The organism is Acinetobacter sp. A2 (assembly GCF_012371325.1).
GTDB lineage: Bacteria > Pseudomonadota > Gammaproteobacteria > Pseudomonadales > Moraxellaceae > Acinetobacter.
The window spans coordinates 1-14,959 of sequence record NZ_JAAZQX010000009.1 but is presented as its reverse complement, the minus strand read 5'-3'; the positions used below and the strand labels follow the sequence as shown (position 1 = coordinate 14,959).

Annotated in this window: 12 protein-coding genes; 4 read left to right on the top strand and 8 right to left on the bottom strand. The window is 42.6% G+C overall.

Going from position 1 to position 14,959, the window contains the following annotated elements:
* The first annotated feature begins 110 nt into the window (after positions 1-110).
* Positions 111-1,409, top strand: a complete 1,299-nt coding sequence (locus HHA43_RS05010; RefSeq protein ID WP_168541880.1) for a solute carrier family 23 protein — start codon at positions 111-113, stop codon at positions 1,407-1,409.
* A gap of 280 nt (positions 1,410-1,689) precedes the next feature.
* On the opposite strand, the gene HHA43_RS05005 is transcribed toward HHA43_RS05010, so the two are convergent.
* The 5 genes from HHA43_RS05005 to ilvD (HHA43_RS04985) all read right to left on the bottom strand — a co-directional run bounded on the left by HHA43_RS05005 (position 1,690) and on the right by ilvD (HHA43_RS04985) (position 7,623).
* Positions 1,690-1,869: a hypothetical protein gene (locus HHA43_RS05005; RefSeq protein ID WP_004970356.1), complete on the bottom strand. Its 180-nt coding sequence runs from the start codon at positions 1,867-1,869 to the stop codon at positions 1,690-1,692.
* 316 nt (positions 1,870-2,185) lie between these two features.
* Entirely contained in the window at positions 2,186-2,473 is a 288-nt protein-coding gene (locus HHA43_RS05000; RefSeq protein WP_168541878.1) for a chorismate mutase, read from the bottom strand.
* Positions 2,463-3,782, bottom strand: coding sequence for a hypothetical protein (locus HHA43_RS04995; RefSeq protein WP_168541876.1), 1,320 nt, complete (start codon positions 3,780-3,782; stop codon positions 2,463-2,465). Before HHA43_RS04995 ends, HHA43_RS05000 begins: the two co-directional genes overlap by 11 nt.
* A gap of 118 nt (positions 3,783-3,900) precedes the next feature.
* On the bottom strand, positions 3,901-5,586 hold the full coding sequence (gene ilvD / locus HHA43_RS04990; protein ID WP_168541874.1) for a dihydroxy-acid dehydratase: 1,686 nt from the start codon (positions 5,584-5,586) through the stop codon (positions 3,901-3,903).
* 207 nt (positions 5,587-5,793) lie between these two features.
* Entirely contained in the window at positions 5,794-7,623 is a 1,830-nt protein-coding gene (gene ilvD, locus HHA43_RS04985; protein WP_168541872.1) for a dihydroxy-acid dehydratase, read from the bottom strand.
* A 375-nt stretch (positions 7,624-7,998) separates the two neighbouring features.
* On the opposite strand from ilvD (HHA43_RS04985), the gene fmt reads away from it, so the two are divergent.
* The gene (gene fmt, locus HHA43_RS04980; protein WP_168541870.1) at positions 7,999-8,961 is read left to right on the top strand and encodes a methionyl-tRNA formyltransferase; all 963 of its coding nucleotides are present in this window, start codon (positions 7,999-8,001) and stop codon (positions 8,959-8,961) included.
* Positions 8,958-10,265, top strand: a complete 1,308-nt coding sequence (gene rsmB / locus HHA43_RS04975) for a 16S rRNA (cytosine(967)-C(5))-methyltransferase RsmB (RefSeq protein ID WP_168541868.1) — start codon at positions 8,958-8,960, stop codon at positions 10,263-10,265. The genes fmt and rsmB overlap by 4 nt, the downstream gene beginning before the upstream one ends.
* A gap of 117 nt (positions 10,266-10,382) precedes the next feature.
* Here rsmB and HHA43_RS04970 read toward each other — a convergent pair whose 3' ends face one another.
* From HHA43_RS04970 to HHA43_RS04960, 3 genes are all read right to left on the bottom strand, one after another.
* Positions 10,383-10,499, bottom strand: a complete 117-nt coding sequence (locus HHA43_RS04970; protein WP_168541866.1) for a methionine/alanine import family NSS transporter small subunit — start codon at positions 10,497-10,499, stop codon at positions 10,383-10,385.
* 1 nt (position 10,500) lies between these two features.
* A complete protein-coding gene (locus tag HHA43_RS04965; protein ID WP_168418354.1) occupies positions 10,501-11,985 on the bottom strand; it encodes a sodium-dependent transporter in 1,485 nt (494 codons plus the stop codon).
* 515 nt (positions 11,986-12,500) lie between these two features.
* Positions 12,501-13,943 (bottom strand): aldehyde dehydrogenase family protein, encoded by a 1,443-nt coding sequence (locus HHA43_RS04960; RefSeq protein ID WP_168541864.1) that lies wholly within the window; start codon positions 13,941-13,943, stop codon positions 12,501-12,503.
* Positions 13,944-14,119: 176 nt separating this feature from the next.
* Here HHA43_RS04960 and HHA43_RS04955 point away from each other — a divergent pair, with 176 nt between their 5' ends.
* On the top strand, positions 14,120-14,803 hold the full coding sequence (locus HHA43_RS04955; RefSeq protein WP_168541862.1) for a TIGR04219 family outer membrane beta-barrel protein: 684 nt from the start codon (positions 14,120-14,122) through the stop codon (positions 14,801-14,803).
* Positions 14,804-14,959 lie beyond the last annotated feature (156 nt).

Genomic DNA, 14,959 nt, shown 5'->3' with positions numbered 1-14,959 from the left:
AAATTTAATTCTAAAAATAAGCAACTGGTCAGTTTCCTCGCAAAATTTTTTAAAAATTTATGCAATACAAGGGTATGATGTGCTCAATTTAGCTTTTGAGTGCTCACTTTATGTCCAATTGGTTTCCCAAATGGCGCCCTTATGAAGGCAACATTGATGCGCGTCCTGTAGGGACCAATGAGTATCTACCGCCTGCACAAACCGTTGTATTGGGGATACAACACGCGTTTGCCATGTTTGGTGCTACGGTACTTGCACCTTTCTTAATGGGCTTTGACCCGAACCTTGCCATTTTAATGTCAGGGATTTGTACCATCCTGTTCTTTTTCATGACAGGTGGGCGCGTTCCAAGTTATTTAGGTTCGAGCTTTGCCTTTATTGGGGTAGTGATTGCTGCCACAGGCTATGCAGGTGCAGCAGGTGGTTTAAATGCCAATATTGGGGTCGCGGCAGGCGGGATTATTGCCTGCGGTATTTTATATGCCCTGATTGGCTTTTTGGTGATGGCCACAGGCACCCGCTGGATTGAAAAATTGATGCCACCTGTAGTGACAGGTGCAGTGGTGATGATCATTGGTTTAAACCTTGCCCCAGTCACGGTCAAAGCCGTTGCAGGCAATCCATTTAATATGTGGATGGCATTGGTAACTGTACTATGTATGGGCATGATTGCCGTGTTTACCAAAGGTTTACTGCAACGCCTCTTGCTTTTAATTGGCTTACTCATGTCGTATCTGATCTATTTTATGGTCACCAATGTCATGGGTTGGGGGACGCCAATTAACTTCACACCAATTCAGCAAGCCGCTTGGTTTGGCGTACCAGACTTTCATGCGCCTGTATTTGATGTGAATGCCATGCTGATTATTGCCCCAATTGCCTTCATTTTGGTGGCAGAGAACTTGGGACACATTAAAGCAGTAGGTGCCATGACTGGTGAAAACCTCGATCCACACATTGGTAAAGCCTTTGTAGCCGATGGTGTTGCCACAACCCTTGCAGGTGGTGTCGGTGCACCGGGTATGACTACCTATGGTGAAAACATTGGGGTGATGGCTGTTACCCGCGTGTATTCCACGATTATTTTTGTGGTGGCGGGGGTCTTTGCTATTTTCCTTGGCTTATCACCAAAATTTGGGGCAATCATCCATACCATTCCTACCGCCATTTTAACGGGCGCTTCGATTGTGGTATTTGGTTTGATTACCATTGCTGGCGCGAAAATCTGGATTGAAAACAAAGTCGATTTTTCTAAAAACAAAAATCTGATGGTGGCTGCCGTGACCATTATTTTAGGAACGGGTGACTTTGCGTTGCAATTGGGCAGCTTTAACTTGGGCGGGATTGGGACAGCAACTTTTGCAGCCTTGTTCCTGAACTGGTTCTTTAGTTTGCGTGATCCATCCTAATCAGAACCTGCTGTCATCTGCTGTAACCTAAGCAGCTGCCGAAGTAATGCAAAAAGACCGAACAACAATGATTGTTCGGTCTTTTTTTTACCTCAAACAGTCTGTCTAGAATAAACCGTTTTAAGAGATCATGCTTTTGCTGTGGCTTATTTCTGTTTTTTAAGCTCTTGCTTAAGTTGCTTCAATTTGCCTTTATGTTTTGAAATCTTTTTCAAACGTGCTTTGATTTGTTGCTTCAAAGATTTAACTTGCTTAGCCATGGTATTACTCCTTAGTAAGGCTATTCGTTACCATTGTGTTGTTTCACAAAACTACGAATAAATTTTCTTAATTCACGAGCAGCACTAGTATCAAGTTCTTCACATAAACGAATAAATTCATCACGTTCAGTACTATTAATACGAATTAAAAGTTGTCCATCTTTCTTGCCTGTCTTTATTTTTTTGATTTGCTCGTTCATTGCTGATCTCTCCAAAATAAAGACTGCTTTGCAAAAGATGTATATACAATATATATACTTTTCAGAATAATGCAAACTTACAATGTTAAAAAATGTAATAAAATCATAATCTTTTTTTTACCATAGCTTTCAAAAGCAACAGCAAAGCCAAGACAGGCAAGGCTTTGCGCTAAAAGCTGTCTATAGAAAAAATAAACATATTATTTTTAAAAATACTGTTTCGAGGCTAAAAATAAATACAGACACCGCAATTTTGCAGCGTAAAGGAAAGGATTGGCTGAGTTTGAAGTATCACGCCAAACTCATTAAAAACTTTTTAAGGGCGGAATTCTTTCAGTTCACGTTGAATAAAGTGCTGAATCATATCGTGGTACAAACGCTCAACCATATCAGGATCAACATCATGTTGCAGCGCAAGAGTACGCACTTTTTCAATGACTTCTTTCACTCGCTGTGGTGATTGCACATCTTCCACCGTCTGTTTATGGCGCATGGCTTGATCGACATAAAACTGACGTGATGCAATCAGTTCAATTAAAGCCACATCTATCTGATCAATCTTGTCACGTGCTTGTTGTAATGAGTTTACTTTTTCATTGTTCATGGGCTGGGGCTACACTTTCAGTTTCGTTTTCAATTTCACTCTTATACTTTTCTTCTAACACATTACTGAAAATACTTTCAATCATCCACACCCGATATAAGCTGTTAAACACGTAGCTTTGCCCATCTATGCGCAATTCCAACACAGGAAAATCGGGCTGAGATTTCATTTCACACAGCATATCGTTTTCTTTGAGCAACTCGGTCACATCGGCTGTGGTCAGTTGATCTAACTCCAGTTCACGCTGCATACGCTCAAAATGCGCTTTAAAGGATAAATCCTGTCCCCTCGTCCATACCGCCTGCAAAATGCGATACATGGCATCCACACGCTGTTCTTCAGGCGCACTGTAATACAGTTGTGCCATTTGATAAGTCGCCTGCTCAGTCGGGCGGCAAAACGGCGTAAACGCAACATCAGTACGTTTAGATAAACGTGTTGCCAAACTCCAGTCAAACCAGTCGCGTCCATGATAAGACAAGGGATACACATTCAAATGGATATTGTAATAGGCAGCTAATTCTTCTTTGATATACGCCAATAACAACCAAGAAATCGGGTCTTCCAGTGCAATATACAAATCCAGTTCAGGGTCGAGTGCCTGAATTTCATTGAGTTCTTCGGCATCACTAATTAAATGTTCTCGCCATTCAATGTGATTGATCAAGAAAATAGGATTATCAGTCAGCAGTTTTTGTTGTTTTAAACGGCGAGTTAAGCGCAATAAATCATCGACCGCATGGTATTTACGTCCGCCAAATTCAAAATAACTGGCCAACACAGGTGCATCATCAAATACCCGTTCGGAAAAATCCTGTACCTGATGATGACGGCTGGCCATGGCATATAAGGTGCGTAATTTACCCGACTGTTTTTGCCACAGCATGTGGAACACATCTTCAAGTAAATACAAAAAGTCCTGCCCACGTAGTGGGGTATGCCGCAAAATAGCTTCGGCCTGCATCAAGGCTTCTGCAGTCGGTGGTTCAGGTGTATCGTGAAAACTAAAACGATGTTGCTTGGCCAAAATCTGCGCATCATTGATGCAATAGTTTTGCCATTCCGCTGCTGACATTTGATTGGGAGCATCACCACTTTGGCTAGAAATTACCACCTTTAACGGCTTTAATTCCTCTGCCAAAATATCTTCTAACTGCGGCAGTTGCTGCACCGCCAAATAGCTGTAAACATCGTCTAAACGCAGATGCACACTCAGTCCGTGTTCCGTGGGCAACACCGCTTGCCGAGAAGGTTTTTGATAAAACCAACTCGATCGAATCGGATCGAACCAACGGCGCAACAGTGACATGAGATCAACCTCTACAATTAAAATCCTTGTGGTCTAGGGTCTATGGACAAAAACAACCATGGCGCTAGTCCCTAAATAGTACACAAGGATTTATATCAATTCACATCTAATTGATCAATTAGACCTCTAAATTCAGATCGGTAACCGCACCCTTCTCTGCCCCCGATGCCAGTTTGGCAAATTTTGCCAAAGCACCATGGGTGTAGTTTGGTTTTGGTTTGACCCATGCAGCTTTACGTGCGGCCATTTCTTCTTCCGACACATGCCAAGTCATTTCACGGGTTTCGGCATTAATCGAAATTTTATCGCCATTTTTAACCAGACCAATTGGCCCACCTTCATAGGCTTCTGGGGTGACATGTCCAATCACAAAACCATGACTGCCGCCTGAGAATCGCCCATCGGTAATTAAAGCCACTGAGTTTCCTAAGCCTTTACCAACAATGGCAGAAGTTGGTTTTAGCATTTCAGGCATACCAGGGCCACCTTTAGGGCCTTCACCACGAATCACCACCACTTCGCCTTCTTGGACTTCACCATCCAAAATACCGCGCATTGCACCAATTTCGCCTTCAAAAACACGTGCAGGGCCTTCAAAATACAAACCTTCTTTGCCTGTAATTTTGGCCACCGCCCCTGTTGGCGATAAATTGCCTTTTAACACCACCAAATGCGAATCTTTTTTAATTGGGGCATCAAACGGTAAAATAATCTGCTGATCGGCTGGGTAGTCAGCAACATCGGCCAAGTTTTCTGCCAAAGTTTTACCAGTAACGGTTAAGCACGAACCATCTAACATTCCTGCATCGAGCATACGTTTCATTAGCGGTTGAATTCCGCCAATCGCAATCAGCTCAGACATTAAATATTTACCCGATGGGCGTACATCTGCCACCACAGGTGTTTCCTGACCAATTCGTACAAAGTCATCTAGCGTGAGTTCAACCCCTGCTGAGTGGGCCATAGCAATTAAATGCAGTACGCCATTGGTTGAACCACCCAAAGCAATCAGCACTTTAATGGCATTTTCAAAAGCAGACTTGGTCATAATGTCACGCGGTTTAATGTCCAAACGCAACAGATTCATAACGGCTTCGCCTGCACGTTGGCAATCCTGCAATTTGTCTTGAGATACTGCTTCCTGTGCCGAAGAACCCGGCAAACTCATGCCCAAGGCTTCGATGGCCGATGCCATTGAGTTGGCGGTGTACATCCCACCACAAGAGCCTGCACCGGGCAAAGCCACTTCTTCAATTTGCTTGACCTGAATTTCGTTAATTTCACCTTTGGCATGCTGCCCCACAGCTTCAAATACCGAAATAATATCGGTATGTCCTGCACCTGGTTTGATGGTGCCGCCATACACAAACAAGCCTGGACGGTTTAAACGTGCCAGTCCCATAATGCAGCCTGGCATGTTTTTGTCACAGCCACCAATGGCAATTACGCCATCATAAGCCTGACACCCCACCACCGCTTCAATTGAGTCGGCAATAATTTCACGTGAAACCAGTGAATATTTCATGCCTTCGGTGCCGTTAGAAATACCGTCTGAAATGGTGATGGTATTGAAAATAATACCTTTACCACCCGCCTGATTCACGCCTGTTTCTGCTTCTCGTGCCAAGCTATCAATGTGCATATTACATGGTGTGACATTGGCCCAAGTCGATGCAATACCAATGAATGGACGGCTAAAATCTTCATCCTTAAAACCGACCGCGCGCATCATGGAACGTGCAGGTGCATTTTCAATGCCTTCATAGACTTCGGCTGAATGTTCGCGAATATTCTGTTTGCTCATAGCGGATTCCTTGCAAGATCGGTCAAGTCATACGGATCTAATTTATTCTGTATTTCATTGTATAGAAAGCAGGCACGATATAAAACCAAATGCCCAAGAAAAACCACGTGCGATTTAGATGTCACATCCTGCACAGGTATGTACATAAAAAAAGCACCCCAATGTTAGGAGTGCTTTTTTATTTAAGATTTATGCACTAGTGGATGCTTAGATTTCGCGTACCGCACCTTTTGCCGCACTGGTGGTGTGCATCGCATAAGCTTTCAAGGCTTTTGAAATTTTACGCGGACGCTCTTCTTCAGGATGCCAGCCTTTGGCTTCCTGTGCTTCACGACGTGCCGCCATGGTTGCATCATCAACTGCCAAGTGAATGCTGCGGTTTGGAATATCAATTTCGATACGGTCGCCATCTTCAACCAAACCAATCGCACCACCTTCAGCCGCTTCTGGAGAAACGTGACCAATTGAAAGACCTGAAGAACCGCCAGAGAAACGACCATCGGTGAGTAAGGCACATTCTTTGCCCAAACCTTTCGATTTCAAATAGCTGGTCGGATACAGCATTTCTTGCATACCCGGGCCGCCACGTGGGCCTTCGTAGCGAATCACCACCACATCACCCGCTGTAATTTTACCGCCTAAGATCGCATCGACTGCAGCATCCTGACTTTCAAAAACACGTGCCGTACCGTTGAATTTTAAAATGGAATCATCTACCCCTGCAGTTTTCACAATACAGCCATCTAAAGCGATGTTGCCGTAAAGTACCGCCAAACCACCATCTTTAGAGAACGCATTTTCTGCATTACGGATGACACCACTATCACGGTCACCATCTAAACGTGAATAGTAACGGTCTTGTGAAAATGCAGTTTGAGTTGGTACGCCGCCCGGTGCAGAACGGTAGAAGCTATACACTTCTTCATTTTCAGTACGGATAATGTCCCATTTGTCTAAAGCATCTTTTAATGTTGCTTCGTGAACTGTGCCCACTGAAGTATCTAATAAGCCCGCACGGTCTAGCTCACCTAAAATAGACATGATGCCGCCTGCACGGTGTACATCTTCCATATGAACGTCTTGTTTTGCAGGTGCAACTTTACATAAAACAGGTACTTTGCGTGATAAACGGTCAATATCATCCATGGTGAAATCAACACCTGCTTCATTGGCAGCCGCCAATAAGTGCAATACCGTGTTGGTTGAACCACCCATGGCAATGTCTAGTGTCATGGCATTTTCATACGATGCTTTGGTAACCATTGAACGTGGCAATACGCTGTAGTCATCTTGTTCATAATGGCGTTTTGCCAATTCCACGATTAACTGACCTGCTTGATCGAACAGTTTTTTACGGTTAGCGTGGGTGGCGACAATTGAACCATTGCCCGGTAAAGATAAACCTAAAGCTTCAGTTAAGCAGTTCATTGAGTTTGCAGTGAACATGCCTGAACATGAACCACAAGTTGGACATGCAGAACGCTCGTACTCAGCCACTTCTTCGTCGCTGTAGTTGTCATCTGCTGCCACAATCATTGCATCAATCAAGTCAATCGCATGCTCATTACCGCGAATTTTAACTTTACCTGCTTCCATTGGACCGCCAGACACAAAGACCACTGGAATGTTCAGACGCATCGCTGCCATCAACATTCCTGGGGTGATTTTGTCACAGTTTGAAATACATACCATGGCATCAGCACAGTGTGCGCTCACCATGTACTCAACAGAGTCGGCAATCAAGTCACGCGATGGCAATGAATACAACATGCCGTCATGGCCCATGGCAATCCCGTCATCTACCGCAATGGTGTTAAATTCTTTAGCCACACCACCTGCAGCCTGAATTTGCTCTGCCACCATTTGCCCAAGGTCTTTTAAATGCACATGGCCAGGTACAAATTGGGTAAATGAGTTGACCACCGCAATAATCGGCTTACCGAAATCTTCGTCTTTCATACCTGTTGCACGCCATAAGCCACGTGCACCAGCCATATTTCTTCCGTGTGTCGATGTTTTTGAACGATAGTCAGGCATTGTAAAGTTCCAACTTGGTTGTGCGGGAATGAATACGATGTTCATTCTGGCGAAATAATACTGTTTGCAAGGTCTTTGTCACTGCAAAACAGTTGAAGAATCTTTCTATTTTACTACAGCTTGAGGTAGTAAGGCTGCTGCTTTATGTCCTAGTTAAAAAATACGTAATGGCTTAAAAACGACAGCACTTTGTTGATCATACTGAATTAAATACAAAACTTTCATGAATAATATTTAGGTTTTGCATTACCAATATTTATCATAATAATTATAGCGCAGAACAGCCGCAGAGGGGATTTGTTACATCCCTTTCCGACCTTTGAGCTGCAATTTGTTATAATTGCCGCGTTATCTATTTACATGGGTTGATTTCCATTGAAAATCGTTTTTGCGGGTACGCCTGAATTCGCTGCAAGTGCTTTGGCAGCACTCCTGAACACTGAACATGACATTGTCGCGGTCTACACTCAGCCTGACCGTAAAGCGGGACGTGGGCAAAAACTCACTGCTTCAGCGGTTAAACAATTGGCACTGCAACACGATCTTCCTGTGTATCAACCTTTGCATTTTAAATCATCTACTGAAGAAGGTTTAACGGCCCAACAAGAATTGGCTGCCCTGAATGCCGATGTCATGGTCGTCGCAGCTTATGGTCTCATCTTGCCACAAGTGGTTTTAGATACCCCTAAATACGGTTGTTTGAATATCCACGGTTCGTTATTACCACGTTGGCGTGGTGCAGCGCCTATTCAGCGTGCTATTGCTACGGGCGATACTGAAACAGGCGTAACCATTATGAAAATGGCCGCAGGTTTAGACACAGGCGATATGATGTATAAAACCCTGTGCCCCATTACTGCAGAAGAGACCTCTGCCAGCTTACATGACAAATTGGCCGAGCAAGGTGCCGAAGCGATTGTGGAAGTATTGGCTTCAGAACAAAAATTACAAGATTATTTAGCAGCGCGTGAAGTGCAAGATGAAGCCTTAACGGTCTATGCACATAAACTCTCTAAAGCCGAAGCGCAAATTGACTGGTCACAGTCCGCCGTTGCAATTGACCGTAATATTCGTGCCTTTAACCCTTGGCCTGTGGCATTTATCCCTTTAGATGACAGCCAAAACTTGCGAGTATGGGGTTCCCAATTATCAACTGAGTCTGCACAAGGTCAGGCAGCAGGCACGATTTTAAAACTGGATAAACAGGGCGTACACGTGGCCTGTGGCGATCAACAAGCGGTATGTTTAACCTCACTGCAATGGCCAGGTGCTAAGCCTCTGAACCCAGTACAAATTATTCAAACTCAAAAACTTCAATCAGGACAAGTTCTCGCATGAGCCCATCTGAATCTGGCAGCTCGCATTTGAACTTGCGTGCCCAAGTAATCCGTACTTTATTGGCTGTCCAGCAAGGACAATCTTTAAATAGTGTTTTGCCTTTACACTTAAACAAAGTGTCAGAACGTGACCGTGCCTTATTTCACGAGCTAGTTTTGGGGACTTTAAGACAGTGGTATGCCCTAAAAAGCATTACCTTGCCGTTGTTGGTCAAACCTTTAAACAATGAAACCGTGGAAACTTGCTTATACGTCGGGCTGTATCAGGTACTCTGCACTCGTGTGGCTAGTCATGCCGCAATTTCGGAAACCGTGACTGCGACCAAGCAATTGGGCTATCAAGCCTTAAGTGGTGTGGTCAATGCCATTCTGCGTCGTGTTTCACGTGAAACCTCAGACTTTCAAACCGCTTTGACTCAGGCACATGGTTTACCAAGTTGGTTATACAAGCGTCTGAAAAAAGACTGGCCAGAACAACTAGAACAATTAACCCAAAGCCTAAAACAAACCGCACCACTGACTTTAAGAGTCAATACACGCCAAATTAGCCGTGATGACTATCTAGAAATTTTGCAGGAGCAAGAGATTGCTGCCGAAGCTTGTAGCTTATCTGAAGTCGGTATTGTGATGCTGCAAAATGTGCACATTCCAGACTTACCCGGCTTTGATGAAGGCGTGTTTTCGGTTCAGGATGAACATGCTCAATTGTGTGCTTCCCTCTTGCCAAATTTAGATGGCAAAGTGGTGATCGATGCCTGCGCAGCACCTGGTGGCAAAACAGCACATCTTTTGGAAAAGTTTCAGCCTAAAAAACTGATTGCGCTAGATCACGATGCCAAACGTCTATTACGTGTCAGTGAAAACCTAGAACGTCTACAGCTGAATCAAGACACACAGGTCGATATTGTCGCTGCTGATGCCACCACATGGATGACCAGTGAAACCGTAGACTGTATTGTATTAGATGCACCATGTTCAGCAATTGGAGTTTTGCGTCGTCATCCAGATATTCGCTTGCTGCGTCAATCTGGCGACATTCAACAAACCGCAGCCTTACAACAACAGATTTTGCAACACATGTGGCAGCAACTTAAAGTGGGTGGCACATTGCTTTACATTACCTGCTCGATTTTAAAAGCCGAAAATGAACAGCAAATGCAGCAGTTTTTTGCCGAACATGACAATGCCAAAGAAGTAAAAATTGAAGCAGACTGGGGCATTGCACAACGATATGGGCGCCAATTGCTACCACAGCAAGGTCGTGGCGATGGTTTTTATTATTGTCGTATCGAAAAAACAGCATAAATTTATTGCCACTTTTTCTCTTTTCAAAAAAATAACCCTTGATCGATTCAAGGGTTATTTTTTGACTTTTTTAAACTTCAGGATGTACTTGGCATAAAGCACTTGTACATCCTCATCTCAAGTTTGGTCTTCCAGTTCATCTGGGTTTTTAATCAGATGAATCATCGCTAAGACCAATCCACCCCATAGCACCACAGTTGAAATGAGCAACATCACAATTGCCGATGTATTCATATTATTTCTCCGCTGCGTCGTGGTCTTTTAAACGGCTAAGCATTACTGCACCAATTACAAATAGCAGCACTGTACCCCCACCCACGGTGAGTAAAATATGTAATGGATAGCCACTATAGCCTTCTGCAAAAATAGATTTAAGGGTTAAACCTAAAGCAACCAATAAAGAAAGTGGTGTGACTACAGTTAAGAGAAAATTCCACCCCCAACCCAATTTGATGCTTGAGTATTGATTGACATGTGTTTGCAGTTCTTTAAGCAATGGACGACGGAACCAAGTCACCAAAATAATTGACAATAAACCACCACCGACAATACCAATGTTATTGGCAAAGTAGTCAATGATGTCTACAAAAGTAATTGCGCTGTGGGTAGAGAATAACAGGGTTGAAATAATCGCCGAACCACCTGCAATAATGGTCACTGCACGTTTACGAGACCAACCCAGTTTGTCTTGGAAAGCAGCAATAGGGACTTGTAGAATACTCACCATTGAAGTCACACCAGCAACGGTCAATGAAGCAAAGAACAAGAAACCGAATAGATCGCCACCTGCACCGAGGCTTGAAATAATTTTTGGGAATGCAATAAACGCAAGACCAATACCACCAGAAACTACTTCATCTACCGATGAACCAGCGCTGTAGGCCATGAAACCAAGCGCAGCAAAAATACCAATACCCGCTAGAATTTCAAATGAAGAGTTGGCCAATGCCACCACCAAGCCAGAACCTGTCAAATTGGTTTTACGCTTTAAGTAAGATGAATAGGTCAGCATGATCCCGAATCCAACTGAAAGCGAGAAGAAGATATGACCAAAGGCAGCTAACCAAACTTTATAGTTCGCCATTGCTTCCCAATTTGGAGTAAAGAAAGCATTTAAACCATCTACCGCACCAGGTAAACGTAAAGCTTGAATCACCAAAATGGAGAATAAAATCACCAACAATGGCATAAAGATTTTATTCGACAACTCCACCCCTTTTTTGACCCCACCATATAAAATGAACATCACCACCGTCCACACGATGACTAATCCAATAAATAAAGTCGGTACAAAACCGAAAGCTAAGCCTTCACCATTTTGCAAATAGGTCGAGAAGAAGAATTTTTCTGTATCTGCACCCCATTGTTGACCAATGGAATAGAACATATAGCTGCCTGCCCAAGACAACACGCTGGCATAGTAAATCCCAATCAACAAGGTCACCATCACTTGCCACCAACCAAGTGATTCGCTGTTCATCAGCTTTTTATAAGCCGTTGGCGGTGCTTTACGGTACTTATGCCCGACCGCATAGTCCAAAAACAATAATGGCAAACCTGCGGCAAAGATCGCAATTAAATACGGAATTAAAAATGCACCGCCACCATTTTCATACGCAACATAAGGGAAACGCCAAATATTGCCTAGCCCGACCGCAGAACCAATGGCTGCAATAATGAAGCCTGATCGTGCGGACCAACTCTCACGAGAATCTGTCATAGAACACCTAAACTTCAGAATATTTTTTACTGCTTGTTTTTAATTTTAACCTTTTATATAAATAAACCTGCTTTTTCATTAGCTTAAATTTACTTATATTACGGTACTTTAGCGCACACAAAAAATATTCTGCAAAAAATGAAAATCTGGGTGTTTGCTTTAGAGTTACACCTTGTGAGCGTCATGATCTAAAGATCAAACAGCGAAATATTCAGAAAATCTTGCTTAAAGTTTTTACAAAATAGTGCGCTTTTGTATGGCTTAACAATACTCATTTTTGAACAATTTTTCTGTAAATTCTGCTCAGAAAGATGCTTTTTATATGCACTTTTTTAATCAAACGTTCAAATTCCATTCCATTTTGACTTGATTTTTTGGTAATAAATAATATAACTATTTGGAATATATTTTTTAGCTTGTTCTGATTATTTTACTTTTCATCTATTCTAAGCAGCACCGAAGTTGTTTTTAAATCACTACAGCGCTGGCTAAATGACGCAAAAAAGAGCAATGCCTTAACGCTTAATTACCAATAAACGTTCTTCCTGCATATCACGAATGGCAGATTGAATCCCTTCTCGCCCTAAACCTGAATCTTTCACGCCACCATAAGGCATATTGTCAACGCGGAAGGATGGAATATCATTAATAATCACACCACCCACCTGCAACTGCTCCCATGCATACAGCATTTTGTCCAGACTCTTTGTATACACGCCCGCCTGTAAACCAAAACGGCTTTGATTAATACGTGCAATCCCTTGTTCAAAAGATGAATATTTTTCCAAAATGGCAACAGGGCCAAAAACTTCATCTTTATACACTTCTAAGTTTGGATCGACCTGTTCCAATAAAGTCGGCTCAAACATCACCCCTTTGAGTTCTCCACCGACCAACAATTTCGCACCTTTCTTCACTGCCTTATCGACCCATTTTTTCAGACGCTGCGCTTCAGAAGTCTTAATCATTGGGCCAACTAGCGTCGTGTCTAAATCTGGGTCTGCCGCTTTGATTTTTTTCAGCTGGCTGACCATTTTCTTTTTCAGGTCAGCATATACATCTGCATGCACTAAAATACGTTGCACACTAATACACACCTGCCCTGCATGATTATATGCCCCGCCAATGAGACGATTGATCAGCGCATCATTCAATTCTGTATCCGGTTCAATCATCACTGCTGCATTGCCGCCCAACTCTAAGGTCACTTTTTTACGGCCTGCACGGGCTTTCATATCCCAGCCCACCACATCTGAACCCGTAAAACTCAACAGTTTAAAGCGATCATCCGTGACTAAAACATCGGCTTGTTCCCGCTCACATGGTAAAACTGAAAAAGCACCTTTAGGTAAATCTGTTTCTGCCAACACTTCTGCAATTTTTAATGCTGAAATAGGGGTAGCACTGGCAGGTTTCAGTACAAAAGGACAACCTGCTGCAATGGCAGGCGCAATTTTATGTGCAGTTAAATTCAGTGGAAAATTAAATGGACTAATTAAAGATACTGCACCAATCGGCACATGCTTGACCATCCCTTGATAATTTGCAGCAGCAGCCGTCACAGCCAAAGGCAAAATGCGCCCTTCATCTAATTGCGATACAGCATCTGCCGCAATTTGGAAGGTATTAATTAAACGCTCCACCTCTGCCATTGCAGCCATGCGTGGCTTTCCACCTTCAGCTATTAGAATGTCAACCAATTCTTCACGCATATCTTGGAAACGCTGCACACAATGCAGCAGAATTTTTTGTTTTTGAAAAGGCTGTAATTTTGCCATTTCAGCTTCTGCTTTTACTGCAGCACGAATGGCTTTTTCCAGCGTTTTGGCATCTGCAAGTGCAACACGGGCGTACAATTTTTGAGAATATTTATGCTGAACGTCTAACCATTGCCCTGTTTCTAGCGCTTTACTGGCCACATAAAGCGGATAATCCACGGGATGATTGATATTTTGCATACTAAAATCCTCTGTTTTTGGCACGAATAGGCTGTATTTTTTGCAAGAATTTTCATTCAAGAAAATGTATGATGCACTAAATTGGACAATAGCGCATAAGATATAGACATCCTATGCAAAATCACAATTTAAATCCAATCACGACAAAATGATGTCTACAAAATTTTAGAGTTCTTATGATCACCATACCACGTTTTGCTTTAGCACTCAGCCTTGCTGGCTGTTCATTTGCACATGCCGATATCATTGGTGTAAAAGCCAGCCTAGATTACTGGAAATACAGTGCAGACTGGACTCAAACGCAACTTTCACCTGCACTTGATGATGATTATGCCCTACCTTTTAGCGTTTCAGTCGAGCATCCTGTGCCATTTTTGCCCAATGCAAAAATTAAACACACCAATTTACAGGCCGAAAGTGAACAAAGTGTTGCAGGTGTAAAAACCCATCAGCTCGATTTAGACTATTCAGATTTCATTTTATATTATGAAATTTTAGATAATATTGTTGCAGCAGATGTTGGGATTGGCGCTAAACTCATTGAGGGTGATTTAAAATCTAATCTGTTCCAAACTCAGGAAGTCAGTGAAACTTTGCCAATGCTGTATGCTGAAGCTGCAGTAAAGTTACCATTTACAGGATTAAGTGCTAAAGCTGAAGTCAATTACGCTAAAAATAGTGACAATGAAGTGCGTGATGCTCAAGCAGAAATTAAGTATAACTTTATTGATGCGATTCTGGTGGATGTCGGTTTAAAAGCGGGTTATCGCATCTTAGACATTAAACTGAATCAAGATTCCAACCAAGAAACTCAATTAGAGTTTAAAGGTCCATATTTAGGCTTAGAAGCACATTTCTAAGTATTTGATATTCATATAAGTTTAAAACCCTTAAATTATATTTAAGGGTTTTTTATTCTTCTTAACATTTTATTTTATCCATAAAAAAACACCCTCAACGTTAGTTGAGGGTGTTTGAATAATGAGCTGGCGATGACTTACTCTCACATGGGTAAC

Coding starts and splice junctions, on each gene's coding strand:
- HHA43_RS04955 (WP_168541862.1), top strand. CDS start 14,120: ATGATCACCATACCACGTTTTGCTTTAGCACTCAGCCTTGCTGGCTGT.
- rsmB (WP_168541868.1), top strand. CDS start 8,958: ATGAGCCCATCTGAATCTGGCAGCTCGCATTTGAACTTGCGTGCCCAA.
- HHA43_RS04965 (WP_168418354.1), bottom strand. CDS start 11,985: ATGACAGATTCTCGTGAGAGTTGGTCCGCACGATCAGGCTTCATTATT.
- HHA43_RS05010 (WP_168541880.1), top strand. CDS start 111: ATGTCCAATTGGTTTCCCAAATGGCGCCCTTATGAAGGCAACATTGAT.
- HHA43_RS04960 (WP_168541864.1), bottom strand. CDS start 13,943: ATGCAAAATATCAATCATCCCGTGGATTATCCGCTTTATGTGGCCAGT.
- ilvD (WP_168541872.1), bottom strand. CDS start 7,623: ATGCCTGACTATCGTTCAAAAACATCGACACACGGAAGAAATATGGCT.
- HHA43_RS05000 (WP_168541878.1), bottom strand. CDS start 2,473: ATGAACAATGAAAAAGTAAACTCATTACAACAAGCACGTGACAAGATT.
- ilvD (WP_168541874.1), bottom strand. CDS start 5,586: ATGAGCAAACAGAATATTCGCGAACATTCAGCCGAAGTCTATGAAGGC.
- HHA43_RS05005 (WP_004970356.1), bottom strand. CDS start 1,869: ATGAACGAGCAAATCAAAAAAATAAAGACAGGCAAGAAAGATGGACAA.
- HHA43_RS04970 (WP_168541866.1), bottom strand. CDS start 10,499: ATGAATACATCGGCAATTGTGATGTTGCTCATTTCAACTGTGGTGCTA.
- HHA43_RS04995 (WP_168541876.1), bottom strand. CDS start 3,782: ATGTCACTGTTGCGCCGTTGGTTCGATCCGATTCGATCGAGTTGGTTT.